The 23,360-nt window shown below is 64.6% G+C and carries 18 protein-coding genes; 4 read left to right on the forward strand and 14 right to left on the reverse strand.

Annotated features, from left to right (window positions below):
- Positions 1-2: 2 nt before the first annotated feature.
- From acs to ACFWPX_RS01520, 4 genes are all read left to right on the forward strand, one after another.
- Entirely contained in the window at positions 3-1,958 is a 1,956-nt protein-coding gene (gene acs, locus ACFWPX_RS01505) for an acetate--CoA ligase (RefSeq protein WP_378924918.1), read from the forward strand.
- A 73-nt stretch (positions 1,959-2,031) separates the two neighbouring features.
- Positions 2,032-3,501, forward strand: a complete 1,470-nt coding sequence (locus ACFWPX_RS01510) for an MFS transporter (protein ID WP_378924920.1) — start codon at positions 2,032-2,034, stop codon at positions 3,499-3,501.
- Between the two features lie 104 nt (positions 3,502-3,605).
- Positions 3,606-5,186 carry an FUSC family protein gene (locus ACFWPX_RS01515; protein WP_378924922.1) on the forward strand — a complete coding sequence of 527 codons (1,581 nt, stop codon included), beginning with the start codon at positions 3,606-3,608 and terminating at the stop codon, positions 5,184-5,186.
- 389 nt (positions 5,187-5,575) lie between these two features.
- Positions 5,576-8,878 (forward strand): protein kinase, encoded by a 3,303-nt coding sequence (locus ACFWPX_RS01520; RefSeq protein ID WP_378924924.1) that lies wholly within the window; start codon positions 5,576-5,578, stop codon positions 8,876-8,878.
- 155 nt (positions 8,879-9,033) lie between these two features.
- Here ACFWPX_RS01520 and ACFWPX_RS01525 read toward each other — a convergent pair whose 3' ends face one another.
- The 14 genes from ACFWPX_RS01525 to ACFWPX_RS01590 form a co-directional block, all read right to left on the reverse strand.
- A complete protein-coding gene (locus ACFWPX_RS01525; RefSeq protein WP_378924926.1) occupies positions 9,034-9,843 on the reverse strand; it encodes an N-acyl homoserine lactonase family protein in 810 nt (269 codons plus the stop codon).
- The gene (locus tag ACFWPX_RS01530; RefSeq protein WP_378924928.1) at positions 9,843-11,183 is read right to left on the reverse strand and encodes an MFS transporter; all 1,341 of its coding nucleotides are present in this window, start codon (positions 11,181-11,183) and stop codon (positions 9,843-9,845) included. The genes ACFWPX_RS01525 and ACFWPX_RS01530 overlap by 1 nt, the downstream gene beginning before the upstream one ends.
- A gap of 214 nt (positions 11,184-11,397) precedes the next feature.
- Entirely contained in the window at positions 11,398-12,681 is a 1,284-nt protein-coding gene (locus ACFWPX_RS01535; RefSeq protein ID WP_378924930.1) for a TRAP transporter large permease, read from the reverse strand.
- Positions 12,681-13,319, reverse strand: coding sequence for a TRAP transporter small permease (locus ACFWPX_RS01540; protein WP_378924932.1), 639 nt, complete (start codon positions 13,317-13,319; stop codon positions 12,681-12,683). The genes ACFWPX_RS01535 and ACFWPX_RS01540 overlap by 1 nt, the downstream gene beginning before the upstream one ends.
- Positions 13,312-14,235, reverse strand: coding sequence for a TRAP transporter substrate-binding protein DctP (gene dctP, locus ACFWPX_RS01545; protein WP_378924934.1), 924 nt, complete (start codon positions 14,233-14,235; stop codon positions 13,312-13,314). The genes ACFWPX_RS01540 and dctP overlap by 8 nt, the downstream gene beginning before the upstream one ends.
- Before the next feature lie 575 nt (positions 14,236-14,810).
- Positions 14,811-15,596 (reverse strand): FadR/GntR family transcriptional regulator, encoded by a 786-nt coding sequence (locus ACFWPX_RS01550; RefSeq protein ID WP_378924936.1) that lies wholly within the window; start codon positions 15,594-15,596, stop codon positions 14,811-14,813.
- 106 nt (positions 15,597-15,702) lie between these two features.
- A complete protein-coding gene (locus ACFWPX_RS01555) occupies positions 15,703-16,212 on the reverse strand; it encodes a hypothetical protein (RefSeq protein WP_378924938.1) in 510 nt (169 codons plus the stop codon).
- A 2-nt stretch (positions 16,213-16,214) separates the two neighbouring features.
- On the reverse strand, positions 16,215-17,399 hold the full coding sequence (locus tag ACFWPX_RS01560) for an acyl-CoA dehydrogenase family protein (RefSeq protein ID WP_378924940.1): 1,185 nt from the start codon (positions 17,397-17,399) through the stop codon (positions 16,215-16,217).
- Positions 17,400-17,468: 69 nt separating this feature from the next.
- A complete protein-coding gene (locus ACFWPX_RS01565) occupies positions 17,469-17,810 on the reverse strand; it encodes a hypothetical protein (RefSeq protein ID WP_378924942.1) in 342 nt (113 codons plus the stop codon).
- Positions 17,807-19,579, reverse strand: coding sequence for an acyclic terpene utilization AtuA family protein (locus tag ACFWPX_RS01570; protein WP_378924944.1), 1,773 nt, complete (start codon positions 19,577-19,579; stop codon positions 17,807-17,809). Before ACFWPX_RS01570 ends, ACFWPX_RS01565 begins: the two co-directional genes overlap by 4 nt.
- A complete protein-coding gene (locus ACFWPX_RS01575) occupies positions 19,576-20,061 on the reverse strand; it encodes an acyl dehydratase (protein ID WP_378924946.1) in 486 nt (161 codons plus the stop codon). The genes ACFWPX_RS01570 and ACFWPX_RS01575 overlap by 4 nt, the downstream gene beginning before the upstream one ends.
- Positions 20,058-20,558: a MaoC family dehydratase N-terminal domain-containing protein gene (locus ACFWPX_RS01580; protein ID WP_378924948.1), complete on the reverse strand. Its 501-nt coding sequence runs from the start codon at positions 20,556-20,558 to the stop codon at positions 20,058-20,060. The genes ACFWPX_RS01575 and ACFWPX_RS01580 overlap by 4 nt, the downstream gene beginning before the upstream one ends.
- Before the next feature lie 17 nt (positions 20,559-20,575).
- Complete coding sequence (locus tag ACFWPX_RS01585) at positions 20,576-21,763, reverse strand: CaiB/BaiF CoA transferase family protein (protein WP_378924950.1); 1,188 nt, start codon at positions 21,761-21,763, stop codon at positions 20,576-20,578.
- Between the two features lie 154 nt (positions 21,764-21,917).
- A complete protein-coding gene (locus ACFWPX_RS01590) occupies positions 21,918-23,336 on the reverse strand; it encodes an aldehyde dehydrogenase family protein (RefSeq protein WP_378924952.1) in 1,419 nt (472 codons plus the stop codon).
- Between the last annotated feature and the right edge of the window lie 24 nt (positions 23,337-23,360).

The raw sequence follows: 23,360 nt of genomic DNA on the forward strand, positions 1-23,360 counted from the left end.
CTGTGACAGCCAGAGTGCACAATCGACACGACGTATTCCGGCCGAGCGCCGCGTTCACCGCCGCGGCGAACGCGGGCCCAGAACTACACGCCGCCGCCGACGCGGACCGTCTCGTGTTCTGGGCGGAGCAGGCTCAGCGGCTGCACTGGGACGTACCGTTCACCGAGGTTCTCGATTGGTCCGACGCACCGGTGGCGAAATGGTTCAGCGACGGACGCCTCAACGTCGCCTACAACTGCGTCGACCGCCACGTGCTCGCGGGTAACGGCGACCGGGTCGCCCTCCACTTCGAGGGCGAACCGGGCGACACTCGTGATCTCACCTATCACGATCTGCTCGCCGAAGTGAGCAAGGCCGCCAACACCTTCAGCGATCTCGGCTTGGTCGCCGGCGACCGCGTCGCGATCTATATGCCGATGATCCCCGAGGCGATTGTCACGATGCTGGCCTGCGCCCGGCTCGGCCTGACACACTCGGTTGTCTTCGCCGGCTTCTCCGCCAGTGCCCTGCGCTCACGGATCGATGACGCGGCGGCCAAGCTCGTCGTCACCGTCGACGGACAGTGGCGCCGAGGGCGGGCCGCACCCCTCAAGCCCGCGGTCGACGAAGCGTTGGCAGGCGCAGCCGAGGACCCCAAGGATGCGGGCGCCACCTCGGTCGAGCACGTCCTGGTCGTCCAGCGCACCGGCGTGGACATCGACATCACCGACGGCCGTGACCTGTGGTGGCACGAGACCGTCGACAAAGCGTCCGACAGCCACGAGGCGCAGCCGTTCGATTCCGAACATCCGCTGTTCATCCTCTACACCTCCGGCACCACCGGAAAACCCAAAGGCATCATCCACACCTCCGGCGGCTACCTCACCCAAGCGTCCTACACCCATCACAACGTCTTCGATCACAAGGCAGGCCAGGATGTGTACTGGTGCACTGCCGACATCGGCTGGATCACCGGCCACAGCTACATCGTCTACGGCCCGCTGTCCAACGGCGTCACCCAGGTCGTCTACGAAGGCACACCCAACTCCCCCGACGAGCACCGCCACTTCCAGATCATCGCCAAGTACGGTGTCACCACCTACTACACCGCACCCACCCTGGTGCGCACATTCATGAAGTGGGGCAGGGAAATTCCCGACGCCAACGACCTGTCGTCGATCAGGCTCCTCGGCTCGGTCGGCGAACCGATCAACCCTGAGGCCTGGAAGTGGTTCCGCGAGGTGATCGGCGGCAACATCGCCCCCATCGTCGATACCTGGTGGCAGACCGAGACCGGGGCGATCATGATCTCCCCGCTGCCCGGAATCACCGCAACCAAACCTGGTTCCGCGATGGCGCCGCTGCCCGGAGTATCCGCGAAGATCGTCGACGACGGCGCCACCGAACTCGACGCGGGCAACTCCGGCTATCTCGTGATCGACCAGCCATGGCCGTCGATGCTGCGCGGCATCTGGGGCGATATGGACCGCTACCGCGACACCTACTGGTCCCGCTTCGCCGACCAGGGCTGGTATTTCGCGGGCGACGGCGCCAAATACGACGAAGACGGCGCCCTCTGGGTGCTCGGCCGGGTGGACGACGTCATGAATGTCTCCGGCCACCGCATCTCCACCTCGGAGGTGGAATCCGCCCTGGTCGGGCACCCTGGTGTCGCCGAGGCCGCCGTCGTCGGCGCGGCCGACGAGACCACAGGCCAGGCCATTGTCGCGTATGTGATCCTGCGCGAAGGCATTGAGAACACCGGCGCCACCCTCGTCGCCGAACTCCAGGCTGTTGTCGCGCAGGAGATCAGCCCCATCGCCAAGCCGAAGCAGATCACGATCGTCGCCGAGCTGCCCAAGACACGCTCGGGCAAGATCATGCGACGGCTCCTCCGCGATATCGCCGAGGGTCGCGACCTCGGCGACACTTCCACCCTCGTCGACCCGAAGGTGTTCGGACCGCTCGAGGTGCGCTGATGACCACGCGCGCCGATACCCGATACCCGCCGCGGGGAAGGCGTCCGGCCGAGCCGTCTGCGCACGACAGCCGATGAGAAAGGCCACGGCGCGTCGGTGGCTGCTACCCACACTCGTTTACGCCGCGCTGACCAGCGCTGTCGTCAGCTCACTCGGCATGCTGCTGGTCCCGACAGTCGCGGACGCCCTGGCCATCTCGGTCAGCTCCGCGCAGTGGATGCTGACTGTGAACCTCCTGGTCGGGGCGATCGCGACGCCGATCATGGGACGGCTGAGCGACGGGCCACACACGAAGCGGATCCTGCTGATCTCGCTGATCGTCATCGCGATCGGCTCGATCATCGCCGCGACCGCGACCGATTTCGCGATCTTCCTGGTCGGCCGCGGTTTGCAGGGCCTGTCCTACGGCGTGGTCCCTATGACGATCGCGCTCGCGCGCCGCTACCTCCCACCGGCGGCCACCACACCGGCGATCTCGACCCTCTCCGTGACCGTGGCTACCGGACTGGGAGTCGGATACCCACTGACCGGGATACTCGCCAGTCTCCTCGGCTTCCGTGCGGCGTTCGGCTTCGCGGCGGTGTTCGTCCTCAGCGCTGCCGCGGTGTTGTGGGTCGCGGTTCCCAACGGCTCGGATGCTCGAATACCGCGCCCGGCCTTCGACCTGCCCGGGGCGATCGGTCTCGGGCTCGGTCTGAGCGCACTGCTCCTGACCGCCAGCGAGGGATCGAACTGGGGTTGGCTGTCCGCGCCGACCCTGGGCGTCGGAGCTGCCGCCCTTACCCTGCTCGGGACATGGGTCTGGGTGGAGCTGCGCGCGAGCAACCCACTGATCAACTTGCGGGTCATCCGCAATCGAGACGTCCTGCTCGCGAACGGAACCGCGATCGGACTCGGTACCGCGCTCTACATGAGCCTGTCGATCTCCAGTCTCATCGCACAAGCACCGCATTCGACCGGCTACGGAATCGAGCTTCCGTTGTTCTGGGCCGGCTTCGTCATGCTTCCGCTGTCGGTCGGGAGCCTGAGCGCGAACCGGATCGTCCGCGTGGTGTCGCGGCGGGTAGCGATGACGAGTTTCCTGCCGGTCGGCGCCTGTGTGATGGCCGCCTCCGCTCTTCTCTTGCGGTTCGCGCACGATCAGTTGTGGGAAATCTTGGTGGGCATGCTGCTGTTCGGCCTCGGCATGGGCACCACCTACGCGGCAATGCCTGCTCTCATCGCACGCAACGTGGCCATGGAGGAACTCGGCAGCGCGGTGAGCTTCAACCAGGTGCTACGGACGGTCGGCGGCGCGTTCGGCAGCGCTATATCCGGTGCGGTCCTCGCCGCTCATCTCGCCGCGGATATGCCTCCGACGAACCAAGGAATCGGCATCGCGCTCACCATCGCCGTGCTCGTCAGCGGCGCTGTGTGCGCTGTCCTCGTCGGCAATTACCTGTATCGATCATCGCGGCGCCGGACACCCGGGCCGCAGTCATCTGCCACAGATCATGGGGCACTGCGGGATCGATCAGCACCGTGGAAAGGACGTGATCGATGATGTCGCGGACCAGCCACAGCTGGAGCTCAGTGTTATCGCGCAGCGTGGGGAAACAGACCTCGCCCGCGATCGGAGGACCATTCCTATCCCGGTACCCGCCGGGCGTGCTCGGCTCGTCGCTGCGCTCGGCGGCGGTCACCGCCGCGACCGTGATTGTCAGCTGCCTCGTGTTCACCCCACAGCTCGGCTTGATCGCCCTGATGGGCGCGTTGATGCCGTACTGGGAGAACGGACGTCCCCTGTGGGCGCGCGTGCGCGGCAGTGCGCTGGTCACCGCCGCACTCACCTCGTCGATGGCGATCGGTGTGCTCGTGGCCCCCTATTCTTGGGCGATCGTGCCGGCCAGTGTCCTCGTGATCGTTGTTGTCAGCGCGCTCTACTACACGTTCGTGCTCACGCCGGGCCCGAGTCCGGTCATGCTGTTCTACGCGGCCGTGCTGGGGACATTCTTCGGTGCTGATCAGCACGTCGGTTGGCGCATGGTCGCCGTCACCGCGTTTGCCGCGGGGTTGGCCTCGGTGCTTCTGATCCTGCCGCTGCTGTTCAACCCGCACGGGCCCGGACAGCGGGCGGTCGAGGCAGCGCGCAAGGCTGTCGATCTCTACCACCAAGCCGTGGTCGGTAGTGCTGAACAACGATTGGCCCGAAACGCCGCCTACCAAGTCGTGAACACCGCCTGGCTCACGCTGGAGTCAGCCTGGCCTGCCAGGGGTCCCTCGCACGAGAAGCTCGCCGCCGACCTCGCCCAGATCACTCACAGCCTGGACAACACGGTCGCCTCCGGATCGCACCTCGACTCTGTTGGACATCCGATATCACCTCAGGTATCCCGGTCACCTACGCGGCCGAGCTGGCGCTTCCTTGTCTCCCACGCGATGCGTTTCGACTCGGTGGCATGGTTCACCACCTGGCGCATGGGCCTGGCCGCGGGCATCGCCGGCTACCTCGGTCACGCAGTTGGAATCGGCCACCCGTACTGGGCGATCCTGACCGCCACGATCGTCATCAACCAGTGGCGCGATCGGGTCGCGACGACTCGGCGCGCCCTGAACCGCGCCGTCGGCACGCTGCTCGGAGTTGTTCTCGTGTGGGCGGTTTCAGCGCTGAACCTGTCGCCATGGTGGACGGTCGCCGCCGTCTTGGTCTTCATGGTCGGTCATTATCTGGCGATTCCCGGAAACTACGCGGTGGCGCTGATCTTCATCACCCCGATGGCACTGTTGCCGGTCCAAGCCAGCGGTGGCGGCGGTTCCGTCGCGAATCTCACCTACGACCGCGTCCTGGACACCGTCGTCGGCGCTGTCACCGCAGTCGCGGTCACCTGGGCTACGAGCTTGTTCTTCCCTCGCCGACTGGTCAGCTCTCAGTCGGCTCGTTCGATGGCGACAATCGAAGCGATAGAGCGACACGCCCAGGGCGGTGACCAGCCCGCGCTCGGATGCGTGCCGTCCCACGCTGAATTGCACTACGAACTGATCCACTACCAGAGCATCCTCGAGCGCGCCGTCGCCGACGACCCTCGCCTGGCGGACCTCGTCGAGAAGGAGAATCGCGTAGCCGACCGCGGGTACATCGCACTCGCGCGCGCGTCGACGCCTGCACCGTCCGACCGTCCTGCGAAAGGATGTGCCGACGTGCTCGGCGATCAACAGGGCATCCTCCTACCAGGGAAGCACCCCGAATGAATCTCGGCGGCCGGTCACCGTGCCCGGAGGAACCCGATATCCACCTCACTATCCAATTGGCCAGTGTGCGAATGGATTTCGCGGCTTGTCTGACCGCCGCGCTGGTGTTCGTGCAAGACATGGCCGCCCGCCGGCCCTGTACCGTCGCCGTCGATTCCGGGCGCTGCGTTGGGCTTCCCCGACTGCCGAACGAACGCTTGTACTTGCTGCCCTGACCGGGTGAACACCGTACGTGGCCGGGTCAACGCCTGGTCAGGCCGCGGCCGACTGATGCCCTACCGATCCGAAACGCGGCTGACATCGTCGAACGACATCGGCTGCGGGGCTATCCTCGATAGAGGCGAGCGCATCAGCGTACCGCCGGATGGCCGTGACCGAATCGAGCCGAGATGGCCGACAACATGCCGACCCAGCGCAGCTCGGCCTCGGGGATCGCGGCGGAATTGACCGCCGAGGGCTTCGAGGACGCCGAGGAGATCGGGCGCGGCGGTTTCGGAGTGGTCTACCGGTGCGCACAACCCGACCTGGACCGCGTCGTCGCCGTGAAAGTGCTGACCGCCGAACTCGACCCCGACGGACTCCAACGCTTCGTGCGCGAGCAGCAGGCGATGGGCAGGCTGTCGGGCCATCCGCACATTGTCGCGGTCTTCCAAGCCGGCACCACCCACGGCGGGCACCCGTACCTGGTCATGCCGTATCACGCGCGCGGCTCGCTCGAACAGCGTATTCATTCTGTCGGACCGCTCGACTGGGCAGCGACGCTGCGGCTCGGCGTGAAGATGGCGGGCGCGCTCGAGACCGCGCACCGGGAGGGCATCCTGCATCGCGACGTGAAGCCGTCCAACATCCTGCTCAGCGATTACAGCGAACCCGAGCTCACCGATTTCGGGATCGCCCGGATCCAGGGCGGGTTCCACACGGCCACCGGAATCGTCACCGGCTCCCCCGCTTTCGCCGCGCCGGAGGTCCTGCGCGGCGCGCAGGCGACCGCCGCCGCCGATATCTACGGTCTCGGCGCCACCCTGTTCTGCGCGCTTACCGGGCATGTCGCCTATGAGCGGCGGGTGGGCGAGCAGGTGCTGTCACAGTTCCTGCGAGTGTCCGCGCAGCCGGGACCCGACCTCACCGACCAGAATGTACCCGACGAGGTCAGGGCCGTCATCGAGCACGCGATGGCCACCGACCCCGGCGACCGGCCCGACAGCGCTGCCGCTTTCGGCGCGGAACTGGTTGCGGCCCAGCGCAGTACCGGCAGCCAGGTTGACGTCCTACGAGTCCCGAGCACCCAGCGTCCGGTCGCGGTGCCGATCGCACCGGCAGTGCGGACCCGCGAACGCACCACCGCGCCGCCGACGCCTGCCACAAAATACCGCCCACCGACGCCCGCGCGCGCCACCCTCGCCAGAAAGCGACTGCTCGAGCAGCTGCGCGCGAGCGAACGCACCCGGCTCACCGCCATCCACGCACCCAGCGGATTCGGCAAGACCACCCTGGCCGCACAGTGGTACGACGAGCTGGTCGCGCACGGCGCCGCGGTCGCGTGGCTGACCGTCGACGAGGACGACGACAATGTCGCGTGGTTCCTCACCCACCTGGCCGAGGCGCTGCGCCCCGCCATCCCTGCGCTCGCCGAAGATCTCGACCGGCTGCTGGAAGACAATCCCGACGACCCGACCCGCGCCGTACTCACCGCGCTCGTCGACGGCCTGCACACCAACGACCGGCGGGTGACGCTGATACTCGACGACTGGCAGCGGGTCACCGACCCCGCCTCGGTGGCGGCGATCCGGTTCCTGCTCGAACACGGCTGCCACCACCTGCCCCTGATCGTCACAAGCGCCGCGCGACTCGAACTTCCGCTGAGCAGGCTGCGCATCCACGGGGAACTCACCGAACTCGATGCCGCGACTTTACGTTTCGATCCCGAGGAAGTGCGCGCGTTTCTCACCGAGGCGGGCGGTGCGCACATGACGGCCGACGAGATCGCCGAACTCACCCGCGTAACCGACGGCTGGGTCGCGGCACTGCAGCTGACAATGCTGTCACTGCGGGCGGGCGAGGACCCGGCGCACCTGCTCGACAGCCTCGCCGCGCACCCCGACATCGGCGCGTTCCTCGCCGAGAACGTACTCGGCACATTGGATCCGGACACGCTCGATTTCCTCATGACGACATCGATCTGCGAACGCATCTGCGGCAGTCTCGCCACCGCACTGACCGGCCGCGCCGACGCCGCCGACCTTCTCGCCGAGATCGCCGACCGTGGGCTGTTCCTGGTGCCCATCGGCCCCGGCCACGACTGGTACCGCTACCACCAGTTGTTCGCCGGATACCTGTGCCGCAGGCTGGCTCAGGACAGGCCGGAGGAGATCGCGGGGCTGCGGCTGCGGGCCGCTGAGTGGTTCGCACACCGCCATCTGCTCAATGACGCGGTCGAGCACGCGCTGGCCGCCGACGACCCCGAACGGGCGGCCGATCTCGTCGAAGAAGGGGCGGGATACCTGCTGGAGCGGTCGAGAATGTTGATGCTGCAAGGCATTTTGGCCAAACTTCCCGCCGGAGTGTGCCGGGCCCGGCCCCGAATCCAGCTGTTCGGCGTCTGGATCAACCTGGTGCCGAGCAGACCCGGGGCCACCGCTGCCGCCCTTGCCCGCTTCGAGACCGCGCTGGCCACGGCCGCACCGGCCGAGCCCGAACTCGCCGATCTGCGCGCCGAGGCTGACGTCGCGATCAGCGTCCGGGAGATGTTCGCCGACCGGGTGTCGGAGCTCGATGGCCTGATCGGCGACGCGCTGACGCGGCCCGACACCTTTTCCCCGCGCATTCCGGGTGTGGCCGCCAATGTCGCAGCCTTCGCGGCGATTCACCGCTTCGACTTCGATGAGGCGCGGCAGTGGCAGCTCTGGGCGGCGCCGTATCACGAGACAACCGGCCCGTACCTGTCCGTGTACGGGCAATGTTTCGCCGGGCTCGCCGCCAGCGAGCAGCTCGACATCGTGGGCGCGGAGGAGCTGTTCACGGGCGCACTCGACACCGCACGCACAACGATGGGTCCCGCCGCGCACGCGACCCGTCTCGCCTGCGCACTGCTCGGCGAACTCCGGTATGAGACAGGCAATCTCGACGCCGCTGCGGATCTTCTGGAGCAGAGCAGGGAACTGTCGACCGAACGCGGCGCGGCGGTCGACTTCATGCTGGCCACCTACGCCACCGGCGCGCGGGTGCGGGCGCTGCGCGGCGACCGGGACAGCGCTCTGGAACTGCTCGAGCAGGGTTTGTCCCACGCCGGAAGTCTCGACCTGCCCCGCTTAGCTGCCGGTATCCGCAACGAGCGGGTACGACTCGGCGTTGCTCTCGCTCCGGACATGGCGGCAGAGGTGCTGCGTCCACGAATGATCCGACGCGACGACGGAATCGCCACCGCTATAGACGAATTCGACGAGGACTCCGCTGTCCGGCTACTACTGGCGGCCGGTCGACCAGAACCGGCGGCCACGCGCGCTGAAGCTCTCGTCACCGGAATCGACCCGGCGCGCAGGCCGCGGGCCGCAATGCGTGCGGGTTTCCTGCTCGGCGGCGCGCTGCGGCAGACAGGCCGCTCAGCCGAGGCCGATCGTATCGTCGCACCGTTGATACGTCGATGCGATCGTCTAGGCTTGGCCCACGCCGATCTTCGGGAGATCAGGGAGTAGGGATCCCGCTTCCCCAGTTCGGCACTACGCGCGATTTTCTCGAGCAGATCCACCCACATCCGGCGGTCTCCGATGCGGCCAATCTCGGCAGTGCACGTAGCCTGGTGTCGCGCGGCACCTGGGTGACATGACCACCCGAGAGCACGAACAACAGATCACTCCACGAGCGCTACGGTGAGATCCACGCAGTCGTCGTCGATCATCTTGAATCGTCGCATGACCTCGGGGTCGTGGCCGGCAACGACAACCGTATCGGGTCGCTGCGAGAGTTCGTTCAGACGCTCATACCCGTCATACATGCCCTCGAGGTCGCAGTACACCCAGAAGGGGCGATCTCGATCCTTCTCCTCGTAGAAGTGAAGGGCATCCGACGCGAGCACAAGGTTCTGCTGCCCGTTCTCGATCTCGGTGATCATCTGGCCCGGAGTGTGACCGCGGATCGGCGTGACGGTGATGCCCGGGAAAATCGTCTCCGCCTCCGCCCCCTCCACGAAATGTACGCGGCCGGCCCGATCGAGTTCGACAAGCATCTCGATCTCCTCGGCCTCGGCGAACAGCGCGAACATCTTCCGCTTGGCGTACCGACCGGTCCAGAAGTCGAACTCGTCCCGCGACACAGTGAACGTCGCGTTCGGAAAGAGACCGATATTGCCGATGTGGTCGAAGTGCATGTGGGAGATGACGACATGGTCGACTTCGGCAGGTGTCACTCCGAAGCGTGCCAGCAACTCGACCGGGTCGCAGGTCTGGAAGTAGCCCCGAGGACGCGCACGTTCATCGTCGAATCCACAGTCGACGAGGATCGTGCGGTCCTTGTTGCGCACCAGCCAGAAATAGAAGTCTGCGACAATCTCTTCGTCAGGTTCCCCATATGCCTTGTAGTTCAGGTACTTCGACGACTTTGTTGTCTTCGCCGAGCCATAGCGCAACGCATAGACCTCGTACGATTCGCCGTTAACCGACATCACTTCGCCTCTCGCATCAAATTCGACTTGTTCGGTTCTCGAACCAGAAGTGTTGCAACGATCCCGGTGATCCCGGCCACCAACACCACAGCGGGAACCCAGCGAACCCCGGCCGCTGTACCGCCCGACGCCACGAGTATTGCCGCGAGCAGAGGAACAAGACCTGCCATTGCACCACCGATCTGGTAGCCGATGGAAACACCGGTGTACCTCGTTCGGGTGGGAAACAGTTCAGCCAGAAAAGAACTCAGCGGACCGTAGACAGCGGAGTGCCCAACCTCGCACAAAATGAGCAGGATGAGGATGGTGCCGAAACTACCGTTCGCCAGCTGACCGAACAGCAGATAGACCCACGGAACGGTGAAGGCGAAGCCCGCGATGGTGACCACCTTGCGACCGATCAGGTCGGACAGATATCCGAAGAAGGGGGTAAGACCCAGCGCGAGCACACCGACCAGGGTTTGCGCACCGAGTATCGAGGCGACGTCGCCGTCGACCGCCCGGGTGAACGCCGTCGCGTAGGTGATGTAGATCTGGTATGCGATATTCGCACCCGCAGAGAGCGCGATTGCCACGAATACCTGACGCTTGTAGCGGCCGAACAGGTCGAGCAGCGGCGTGCGTTCGTGCTCCTCGCCGTCGTCTTCCGACTTCCTGAACGCGGCCGATTCGACGACTCCGAGGCGGATCCACATACCGATCACGACAAGCACCGCCGAGGCGAGGAACGGAACTCGCCACATGTACTCGTCCATACCGTCGGGCAGGCTGCTGATTCCCGTGAAGGTCAGCGTTGCGAGCACACCGCCGCAGAAAACACCCGCGCTACCGATGCCACCCCAGAGTCCTCGCCGGTCCTGCCTGCAGGATTCGACGATCATGAGGATTCCACCACCCCATTCGGCGCCTGCCGCGAAACCCTGTACGAGTCGCAGGACGACCAGAAGGATGGGCGCGGCAAGCCCGATGGTGGCCTGTCCCGGCATGATCCCGACCGCGAAGGTGCTCAGGCCCATCATGGTCATACTGACCACCAGGACCGATTTGCGGCCGTACCGGTCGCCGAAATGGCCACCGACCACACCACCGATCGGGCGCGCCAGGAACCCACTGGCAAAGGTGCCGAATGACGCGATCGCTCCGACGAGCGGCGAACTGCTCGCGAAGAAGATCGAGGGGAAATACAGCGCTGCGGCGATCCCGTAAATGTAGAAGTCGTACCACTCGACGGTATTTCCGAGATAGCTCGACAACACGATTCGCCGACGCTGATTCGCCGGTGTTTGGTAGGAGGTGGGGGTGGTGGTGTCCACCATCTCAGTGGCTGACCGGTCTGTCATGAAGAGTCTCACTTTCGTTGTCGGTCACTTCACGATGCGAGTCGATCAGTGACCTGCCCGGCCTGAATCCGAGCAGGACGGGCCGCTGACCAGCGTGTGGTTCCGAGCCGATCCTGGGACCACCACGGACCAGCCACCCGGCCGTCGGTACGGGGAGGTCGCTGACGCTGGTCATACGACCTCCCTGTCCGACTTCGATTCAGCACGCGCAAAATCAGCGCGATTCCGGTACCCACATAACGATGTCGGGCCAGATCAGGAAGATCACACCCAACACCAGAAGTCCGGCCGCGTACGGCATAGCTCCTCTGAAGACCTCACCGACAGGACGATTCGCCGCCTTGGCAACCACGAAGACGTTCAACCCGAGCGGCGGTGTCACCAACCCGACCTCGGCGAGAAGGACCACGAATATGCCGAACCAGACCGGGCTGTACCCCAGTGCTTCGACGACGGGCACCATGATCGGCACGGTCAGCGCGATGATCGCGATCTGGTCCATGAAGAAGCCGAGGACGACATAGAACAGTCCGACCACCAGCATGACTCCGAGAGCCGGGAACGCGAGGTCCTCGATCCAGTCGACGATGACCGGCGCTACCTGGGTCTCGGTGATGAAGTGCCCGAACACATGTGCCGAGATCACGATGGCGAAGATCATCGCCGACGACTTGACGGTGTCGATGACAGCCTTGGTCAGCGGCACGATCTTGCACCGGCCCTTGATGACCACCAGCAGGAACGCCGCAAGACAGCCGAGGGCAGCCGCTTCGGTCGGGGTTGCTACGCCCAGATAGATCGAGCCGACGACTGCCAGAAAGACGACGACGATCGGAGAGGCCTTGAGGCTCGCCGCAACCTTCTCCGACATCGGCGTGGCCTCGCCCGCCGGTGCCGAGTCCTTGTTGCGAGCGATGGTCAGATACATCGTCACGATGATCGCCAAGGCGATCAGCAGTCCGGGGAAGAAGCCGGCAACGAGCTGCTCACCAACACTCGTCTCCGCGGTGATCGCGTAGAAGACCAGGGCGATGCTCGGGGGAACCATCGCGGCGAGAGTTCCCACCACCGCGACCAGGCCGCCGGCGGTGCGCGGGTGGTAACCCTCCTCGATCATCTTTCCGGTCGACGCGTGCGCAAGCGTTGCGGCCGACGCGGTCGAGGATCCGGAGACCGCGGCGAACGCGGTACCCGCGCCTACCGCGGCCACCGCGGTACCGCCGCGTACCCGGCCCACGACGGCGCGGGCAGCGTCGAACAAAGTGTCCAGCATTCCGGACACCAGCACCAGTTGCGCCATGAGAATGAACAGCGGGATCGCGCTCAGCGTGAAACTCGTGACAGAACTGGCCGGAATCGTCTCGAGCACACCGTCGATGACGTTTCCGCGACCGATGACGATCAGCCCGGCCAGACCGCTGACCATGATCGCGAAGGTCACGGGGACCCTCAGCAGAATCAGTGCGATCAGCAGCAGGGATATCAGTAGTGCGCTCATTACTCGGCCTCCACGATGACGTCGCCCGGGTCGTAGTCGGTTGCCAGTACGCTTGGGCCGGCGGCGATCTCACGACCCAGGTCGATCACCGCGATGACGAACGCCATGGCCGAGGCGATCGGAACGAACGACTTCCAGATCCAGTCGGGGATACTCAGCTCTGCCGACCCGCGAGGTGGGATCTCGTTCATCGCCACCGATTCGAGCGTAGCCAGGAGCCCGTACCAGAAGAGCAGGGTGAAAACGACCGTGACGAGAACGTGTGTGATGACAACCATGCCCTTCTGTGACCAGAAGGGAAGCTTCTCGAAAATGCTTGTCACGGCGACGTGGGCGGCTGTTCGATAGGCCGTCACGATGCCGAAGAACGCGGCACCTACCATCAGATAGCTCTCGGTGAAGGCAACGTTCCATCCGAGCGGCTGACTCAAGACTGTCCGGGCGAACACCTCCAGACAAGTGAGCAGGACCAGCACGACAACGCACGCGCCCGCGATGACGCCCGCCACCGCCGAGAGCGCATTCTGGAACCGGTCGAGCCGGGGGTGGTCGTCTGTCTCGAAACCGAACATGGTCCGACGGGCATCGCCGGTGGTGTTGAGCCGGACCAGCATGGGGTTGCTGTGATTGTCACTCATTTCCGGACTCCTCGGCGAGAACGCGCTCCCAGTCCATCAGGACCTCGGTCGCGGGAAGCCCCATCGAATCGAGATCCGATTGCCAGGACGCGCGAGCGGGGGCACCGAGCGCGCTCCACACCTGCTGCTGTTCTGGTGTGAGCACATTGAGGTTCGTTCCGTCCTTCGCCATAGCATCGCGGGACTGGACCAGCAACGTGTTGAGGCTCTGGCAGACGCTGAGTTCGGCTGCCGCAGCGGCCTGTTGGACGACACGTCGCTGCTCGGCGTTCAGTGCGTTCCACGTCTCCTCGGACATCGAGTAGAGGACCGTGACAGCGCCGAGATTCGCGCCGATCGTGCTCTGCGACAGCACTTCACTCAACTTGTACGGCGCCATGGAAATCGGGCTTGCCACGGTTCCGTCGACGGTGCCTCGCGACAGTGCCTCGTACATCTCACCGAGCGGCATGCCCACACCCGCGGCGCCCATCTCGTCGACGACGCGGTCGACCGCACCGCCCGGAGAGCGAAGGATCGCTCCCTTTTCCTCCGCTGGATCCATGACTGGTTCGTCGCCCGTGGTCATGAGCTCGTAACCCTGGAGGAAGACGCTCCACAAAGGGACGATGCCGAGCTTGTCGACCTCTTTCTCACGCAGGACCGTTCCCTCCGCCACCGAGCGGGATACGGCACGTGCGCCCGCGCACGAGTCCTCGGTGGAACCGGGAAGGTCGAACACGCTGGACATCGGGATCAACGAGGACAGGTATGCGGGGACCACACCCGAGATATCCGCGATCCCGGAGCTGAGCATTGTGGGGACGTCCTGGAGTTTGCCGAGCTGAGCGCTCGGGAAGAACTCCAGATCAATGCCGACAGCGGGCCCGTTCTTCGCCAATTCCTCGACGAATACCAGCGAGCCGTTCTTTGTCACCGGATGTCCGAGTGAATAACCGTCGGCGAATCGCAGGACCGTGCGTTCTTCGTCCGAATCTGTCGCCGCACAACCCGCGAGAAATAGGCTGGCCACGGCGCCGATCGCCGCAAGCGACCGGACTGCGGGAAATCTTTTCGAACCGTGTCGCTCATCGAGCTTCCGGGTGGGTGGCGGCATTGCCTTTCCTCCTGTGTAACTGCAGATCGGAGAATCCGAGGACCCTCGACGATTCCCATGGCGCGATGTATTCACGGCATCCGCCTGAGCAGGGAAATATTTTGATGTCATGGAATTTCATGGAATCGACGGCGTCATCAATCCCCGCCGCCGCAACCTCGACCAGTGCCGCAAGCGGCGTGTCGGAGTCTTACCTTGCAGACCGTCCGGAGTGATTCCGGTCACGAGACCACGATATAGCCATACTATGCACATAGTCAACAGGTTATGCGTTACTCACGGATCGGACACCATTCGCCGCGACGACCGAAGCGAACCAGCGCAGCATTTCTCGGGAAGTCCCTGGACATGACAACGGGCGCCGGCCCACTAGGACCGACGCCCGTCGAAGACTGCTAAGCGGGTCTGCGCGGAGATCCGCCCCTGTGCGTGGCCCCCGCCCACGACCACGGGACGGTTTCCTCGAGCACCTGCGGGTACATCTTGTTGGCGTACTTCTCCCATTGCTCGAGATGCACGGTCATCGCTGCCGCCGCCTGATCCGGGTCACGTTCACGCAGCGCAGCGGCAATCGCCTCGTGCGCCGCGATAACACCTGCTCGGCTCTCCTCCGAGTACCGCAACCCGACGACCGCGCCGTCCATGATGTCGAGGAGAGAATCCGCCAGCAGCTGGAACAGCGGATTGGCCGACGCCCACCCGACGACGTTGTGGAATCGGGTGTTGAGATCGTTGAATCGCCGACTGTCCTCGTGCGAGTCGACCATCACCTTCATCTCATCGATCGTCCGCTGCAATTCGTCGATCGCCGTATCGGAGATCCGCTCAGCGGCCAGCCGGCAGATCATCGGCTCCATCGCCGTGCGAACCTCTACGATGGTGCGAAACGGGGTCCGCTGGAGCTGCATCCGGAAGCCGATCGTGCTCGCAAAGTGAACGGAGTTCGGCAGCTGGACGTACGGGCCACCGTTCAAACCCTGCTTGATCTGAATCGCACCTTGGTATTCGAGCAGCCGGAGTGCCTCGCGAACCGTGCCACGACCCACCTCGTACTTCTCGACCATCGCCTTCTCCGGAAGGAGCGCGTCACCGGGTTCCAGATTGTCGTCAACGATGTCCTGCAGGATCTGTTCCGCCAGCAGGAACGACGACTTGGCGGGCACCGGACGTGAAGTCGTCACCGGCGGCAGACTCTCGCCGGACCGATACCAATTAGCCTTGACATCGGGAGTCTTGTCCCCGCTCATCATCGTCCTTCCCTGCCTTCGCGTATCGGCGTCCGGACTCTCAGTCGGCTCGGCCTATAGAAGGGTCAGCGTATAGCGCGGACTCCGAGACGTCACAAAAGGCGCTGCGCACATACGTGCAGAGTGCACGTCCGTCATGGTCGACCACCGAGTCCTCGAAGTTGATGACGCCGAGGTGCGGACGACTGGTCTTGACGATGTCTCGAACCTTGGTCTCGACGTAGATCGTATCGTTCGGCCGCAACGGCGAACTGAACCGAACCTCGTCGTAGCCGGCGAGGGCGACCAGCTTCACGCCCAGGCCGGTGAGCCGAGGCCGCACCGACGGTGTCGCCAGCCCGAGAGCGAAGGCAATAATGCATGCTCCCGCAAGATTTCGCTCGCCGAAATCGGACTCGAGCATGAGCGGCTTGTTGGTGTGGTACTCCGCAGTGGTCCAGGTCAGATTGGTCATGGCGCTGAAGTCACCCTCGGTGATCGTTCGCCCCTGGCTCCGTGCGGTGAACGTGAACTCGGACGGAAGGTCGAAGGTCTCTCGTTTGTCTGCCATGATCACTTCCTGGTCAAGAAGAACCGGTACGGGTTGTTGATCAGATCGCGGCCCACGATGATCTTCTGGATCTCCGTCGCGCCCTCACCGATCCGGCGGATTCGCAGCTCGCGGAACCAACGCTCTAGCGGCAGTTCACGGGAAACGCCGAGGCCACCGTGGAGCTGGATGCAACGGTCGACCACACGGAAGGACGCCTCGGTCGCGGCGATCTTCGCCAAGGCCGCCTCGGTCCGGAACGGGCGGCCCGAGTCGGCAGCAGCGGCCGCGTTGAGCACCATCAGGGTCGCCTGACGGATGTCCTGCTCGTTCTCGACGAGCATCCAGTTCGCGCCCTGATGATCGGCGAGGCGCTTGCCGAACGACTCCCGCATCTTCGTCCACTCGATGGTCATTTCCTGAGCGCGAAGAGCGAGACCGATCGTGCCCGCGCTGTACGGGATCCGGTTGCGGGTCAGGCGCTCGTTCGCAAGGTAGAAGCCCTTACCGATCTCACCGAGGATGTTCTCCTCTGGAACGCGGACGTTCTCGAGCTGAAGCTCGGTGCCGGGGTCGGTCGAACGCATCGTGTGGACGATGCGGTGCACGTTGAATCCGGGAGTGTCGGTATCGACGATGAAGCACGTGATGCCGTCACGGCCGGGGCCACCGGTGCGAGCGAACACGAGGGCGAACTCGGCTTCGTGCGCGAAGCTGATCCACAGCTTGCTGCCGTTGATTACCCACTCGTTGCCGTCCTTGACGGCTTTGGTGCGGATGTTGCGGCCGGGGTCGCTACCGCCGGAGGGCTCGGACAGCGCGAAGCACGCGCGCTTCTCCCCCGTGATGGACGGCTGCAGGTACTTCTCACGCTGGTACGGAGTTGCCCATGCGGACAGCAGCGGGATCTGGCCGGTGTGGCCGAAGGCTTCGAAGCACGGCGCGTAGAGGCCGGCGCGGTGCTGCGACATCTCGATCGCAAGCAGACAACGGGTGACCAGGTCGATGCCCGGTCCGCCTTCCTTCTCTGGCAGGTCGAGGTTGTACAACCCCATCTGTTTGGTCTTCGACACGAGCCGTTCGTAATCGTCCTTGGGTACACCGGTGCAGTCGGGGTCGAGGGTGTCTTCGAGGGGGCGGATCGTATCCCGGACGAACCCCCCGACCATGCTCAGCAGATCCTGCTGTTCATCGGTGATTTCAAACATATTCCAACTCCTAAGCTATTCGGATCTAACGGTTTTCGATCAGATGCTCGGTGATCGACTGCGTTCGGATCAGTTGTCGATCGCGAGACGTCCGCGGAACTCCTCGCCACGTTCGGCGACCTTCGGTGGCAGCTCGCCGAACCGGGACCGGTGCGCGAGGACGAGTTCGGTGTAGCGGCTGATGTACTGGACGTTGATCTCGTAGCGGAACTGCATTCCTTCGACCGCGTACTCACTCGCTAGAGCAGTGAGCTTGGATCGAAGACCGAACGGCTCGGTGGCACCGGCGAACCCGATGTCGATCACCGTTCCGTCGGCGTCTCCGATCTCGTACACGCCGGTCTGGACCGGCGCATCGGCCAGTTCGTCGGCGGAGCACTTCAGCCACGGCTTCGTCATGAAGATACTCATCGGTTCTGCTCCTCCAATAGCGACCTGGGCAGGTCGACCTGCCGGCTTCTGATGAACTCGGCCAACCCCTTGGCCTGTGGGTCGAACCGTCCCCCGGAGGCAGCGCCGCCACCGAGAAGCCCCCGGATCAGGAAGTTCACCGCCTTGAGATTCGGTAGCTCGACTCGGAGGACTTCGTGACCTGCGGCCTCGGGGAAGATACCGAGGAAGGCCTCGACGGTCAGGTGCTCACGAAGCCATGCGTACGCCGTGTCGGATCGACCCCAGATTCCGACGTTGGCATGCGCGCCCTTGTCTCCGGACCGGGCGCCGAAAACCTTTCCGAGCGAGACCGTCTCGGTCGGTCCCTCCGGAACATCGGTGCCGGGTGCTTCCGCAACGAACACCGCGGGTTGGGCAGTCTTCTTCTCGGAACCAGGGAACTCCGCGGTCGAACCGTTGGGCAGCACCACCCGCTCGGTGATCAGCTCCTGCGGAACCAGGCACGGCCAGGCCAATCCGGTCTGGGTGGGGCGCTGCTGCTTCTCGTCCTGGAAGTAGATCCCGGGATAGCTGGAGAGCGCGAGACTCATCGCCGCATCGAAGATCCGGCGCCCGAGCTTGTCCTTGTCGTAGGACGAGAACTTCGCAACGAGTTTGGCGACGGAGAGCTCGTTGAGTGTCGCGCCGGGCTGGTCGGTACGGACAAGCCGGAAGTCCACCGAATCGAATTGCGCGGCTCCCCCGAGCGCCTCGAGCATTCCTGCTTGCGCCAGCGCGGCCTTCGCCTCGACATCGTCGCCGGGGATGGCGAATGTCATCGATTGGTTGTAGGTACCGACGCAATTCATCGTCACCTTCACGGTGGACGGCGGAGCCTGCCCCCGGACACCCGACAGCCGAACCCGATCGGGCCCTTCCTGTGTCAGCTCGATCGAACCGAGATCGAGCGTCACATCGGTGTTGAGGTAGTTACGTTCGCCCACCTCGTACACCAGCTGAGCGGTGACGGTGCCGACCGAGACCAGTCCGCCGGTGCCCTCGTGCTTGGTGATCGTCGAGGAGCCGTCGGGGTAGATCTCCGCGATCGGGAAGCCCGGGCGGATCGGGTTCTCGATCTCCTCGAAGAAAGCATAGTTACCGCCGGTGGCTTGAGCACCACATTCGATGACGTGACCGGCAGCCACCGCGCCCGCTAGGCGGTCGTAATCGGCCATGTCCCAACCGAATTTCCACATCGCCGGACCGACTACCAGCGACGCGTCGGTGACACGAGGGCAGATGACGATATCGGCGCCGGCGCTCAGCGCGTGAGCGATCCCGCGCGCACCGAGGTAGGCGTTCGCGGTCGCCGGGGTCGGTGAGCTCTCGCCGTGGACCTCGCCGGTATCCATGTTCTGGAAGTCGACTCCAGCCTCGCGGAGCTCATCCAACCGGGGCATGAGGTCGTCACCGGTGATATAGGCGATGGCCGGAGAGACATTCTTCTCGGCAGCCAGGTCTCGGATCGCGTCGGCCAGCGCCTTCGGATCGAGTCCACCTGCGTTGACAACGATCTTGATACCGCGGTCTACGCAGGTCCCGAGAACCTCTTTCATCTGCGTCAGGAACGTCGACGCATACCCGGGACGACCCGCGCCCTTGGCTTTCCACAGGATGTACATGGTGAGCTCGGCCAGGTAGTCGCCGGTGAGAACGTCGATGTCACCACCCTCGAGCATCTCCCGGGCAGCGGACAAGCGGTCGCCGTAAAAGCCGGAGACGTTACCGATGCGCAACGCCGCGGTCATCGCTTCTCACCCTCTCCACCGGCGACGGCCGAGCGGTGCGGAAGGAAGATGTCAGCGTCACCGATGGCGCAATCGGCACCGTCGGATTCGCGCACCTCGCGCAGTTCTACCCGCACGAGCACGCCGCCATCGACCGAATCATCGATGGACTCGACCGTACCCCGAACCGCCAGAAGATCTCCGGGGCAAGCGAAACGACGAACCGAGTACTGGAGTCGGCGCAGATCTCCGTGTTCGCCCGCCCATCCCGTGCACAGGCTGGTGAAGAACGCTCCGTGCAGGTGGGACTGTACGAGAACGTTCGGGTAGCCCTCGGACTCGGCGTAGGCCGCGTCGAAGTGGATGCGGTGAGCGTTCCACGTGACCGCGCAGTATCGGAACAACTGGACTTCGGTCGGGCGGTGGATCACCGCGGGGATCGCGTCCCCGACCTCGATATCGTCGGCGAACCGCTCGATATTGTTGACTGCGGTCGTCGTCATCGGCCGAGCACCGTCCTCACAGAAGTCATGATGAGTTCTCCGTCTGCGGTCACGTACCGATGACGGATGCGGATAACGAACATCAGCCCGGACTTGGATTCACGCGCGGCGATGTCCTCGAGTTCCTCGGTGAGAATCACCTCGGTTCCGGCGATGAGCGGGGCGTGGAAGAACATCTCCTCGCCGCCTCCCATAATCCGTACGCCTTCTGTGGGGATCCACTGCATCTCGGCCACGGGCGTACCGTCGATCCGCAGATCCTCCTCTGGTCCGCCGTCGGTCCAGTCCATGTAGGACGGCAGGCAGTTCGGCGGAACAACCAGTCCGGCATAACCTTTCGACCTCGCGTACTCTTCGTCGAAGTACAGTTGGTCGGTCTCACCGATCGCGCGTGCGTACCGCTGCGACATGAGCGGGTCGATGGTCGCCCGGATGGGGTGGGAGGTGTCACCGACGTGCTGCCGGATCCGCTCCACAAGCTCCATGGTCACGGCCATGCGTTGGCCCCTTTCTGCTAGATGGCACCCGAGCTGCGAAGGCGCTCGATATGGTCGGTGGAGTAGCCGAGCTCCTCGGAGAGGATGTTCTCGGTGTCGCGCCCCAGCGGACCGACACGGGTGGGTTGGACGGTCGCGGATTGCGACAGAAAGATCGGATTCCCGAAGGTGATGAAGCGTCCTTTGTCATCGTCGAGCCACCGGACGACGCCATGCTCTTCGACGTGCGGGTCGACCAGCAGCTCGCCGAGCGTGACCACGGGAGCATTCGGTATCTGCGCGTTTTCCAGCTGGGCGGACAGCTCGTCTTTGAGTTTGCCCGCAGTCCACCGGCCGACGACGGCGTCGAGGTCGTCCATGTCGGCGCACCGCCCGGCCATGGTGTCGAAGCGACCCTCGTCGGCCGCCGGTTCGTTCATCAGGGCCCGCAGTCGCGTCCAGTGCGCATCGGTCGGGCAGATCAGCGCGATCCACCCGTCCTTGGTCTGGTACGCGTTGTACGGCGATACCGCGAGCCCGCCGTTGCGGTTGCCGGTTCGCTCGGGGATGGTTCCACCGCTGTGCACGTAGCCGGCGATATTCGACGCAAGGCTGGGAATGATCGCGTCCTGCAGCGCGACCTCGACATGCTGCCCCTTGCCGGTGTGCTCACGGTGATAGAGCGCCGCGAGCACACCGGACAACAGGTGGGCCGATCCCATGAAGTCGACGACCGAGGGACCCGTGCGCAGCGGCGGTCCCTCATCGAACCCGGTGGTGCTCATGATCGCGGACCGCGCCTGGACCGTGAGGTCCATCGCGGGCCTGCCCGCCAGCGGCCCGAAGGACCCGAAACCCGTGCCTGAAGCCATGATCAGTCGGGGGTTCTCCGCCGAGAGTGACTCGAAGTCGAGACCGAACCGTTCCATCGCACCGGGCGAGAGGTTCTGGACCAGGATATCGGTGTTCTTCATCAGGTCGCGGAAGACTGCCCGGCCCTCCTCGCTCTTGAGGTCGAGCCGCATCATCCGCTTGCCCGCGTTGAGGAGGTGGAACTGAACGGAAGCACCCTCCTCGTCCGCCGTCGGCAGTCGACGATACGGATCTCCGGCCGGGGCCTCGACCTTGATGACCTCGGCTCCCATGCGTGCCATCAACATGGTGGCGTAGGGGGCGAAATAGAACTGGCCCAGATCTACGACCCGGACGCCTTCGAGAGCCGTCATGTCAGGGCCTCCTTGATTTCGATTCTCATGGGGCGATCTGTTGCCGCAACAGCGGTTCACGTCGCGGACAGATGACACCGGGGCTTATATAGACATACTATGCGCCTATTTATGTAGGGTCAAGAACCCTGCACCATCACGCAGAATTTCGCCGTCAGATCGACAGCGTCTGGTACTCCAGGAACTCCTCGATACCGATTCGGCCCTGCTCACGCCCGATTCCCGAGAGCTTGAAGCCACCGTGCGGAGCCCGCTTGTCCACCGGCGCACCGTTGACCCGCACGCGCCCCGTGCGGATCTGCTCCGCCACCGCGAGTGCGCGTTCCTGGTTTCCCGACCAGACCGCGCCCGCCAGACCGTACTGAGAATCGTTGGCGATCCGGACCGCATCCCCGTCGTCCTCGAACGGGATGACCGTTAGCACGGGCCCGAAGATCTCCTCCCGGGCCAGCGTGTGCTCATTGGTGCCGAGGAATGCCGTGGGACGAACGTAGGAACCGGTGTCGAGGCCATCGGGTCGTCCGGTTCCTCCCGCGAGGAGGGTCATCCCCTCGTCGATTCCCTTTTGGATGTAGGCCTCGACGCGAGCGCGCTGCGCCTCGGATGCCACCGGGCCGAGCTGCGACGCGGAATCGAACGGGTCACCGACGACGAAGGAGTTCACCTTCTGCGCCACAAGCTCTTTCACTTCGTCGACACGCGAGGCGGGAACCAGCATCCGCGACAGCGCACCGCACACCTGGCCGGACGAACGGAACGCATCCTCGATACCCACGTCGACCGCGTGCGCGAGATCCGCATCGGGAAGGATGATGTTGGCCGACTTACCGCCGAGCTCGAGCGCGACACGCTTGACCGACCGTGCGGCGAGCTCCATCACCCGGCTGCCGGCGCGAACCGAGCCGGTGAGTGAAACCAGCTCGACGAGGTCATGCGTGGCCATGGGCTCGCCGACCTCCGAGCCGGAACCGGAGACCAGGTTGAACACACCGCGCGGAAAACCTGCCTCCTCGACCATTTCGGCGAAGATGAAGGACGTCAACGGCGCGATTTCACTGCCCTTGAGGACCACCGTGCAGCCCGCAGCCATGGCCGCACCGGCCTTGATCGCGATGGCGCGCAGCGGCGCGTTCCATGGCGTGATCGCGGCGACCACACCTGCTGGAACACGCCGGATCCGGGTCTCACCGAGCTTCTCTTCCCAGGTGATGTCGCCAAGGTACTCCGCAAGCATGCCGAGATCGGCGATACCGGCACCGGTCTGGTTGACGCGGGCACGCTCGATCGGATGTCCGATCTCGCTGACGATGGTGCGAAGGATTTCCTCCTCGCGGCGCAAAGCGATCTCGTGGAGGCGGTGGAAGTATTCGACGCGTTCGGTAACCGTGGTGGTCGACCATCCACTGAACGCCGCGCTCGCGGCTTTCACCGCTCGGTCGACGTCTTCGGCACCGCACGTCGGTACCTGCGCGATGTATTCGTCGGTCGCCGGGTTCTGGACGACGATGGGGTCGGTCTCGGAAGCGGGCGCGGTCCACTCACCGTCGATGAAGATTTCCTTTTTGATGATCATTGGATCGTTTCCCTTCAGTAGTCT

This window comes from Nocardia sp. NPDC058518 (assembly GCF_042719655.1).
GTDB lineage: Bacteria > Actinomycetota > Actinomycetes > Mycobacteriales > Mycobacteriaceae > Nocardia.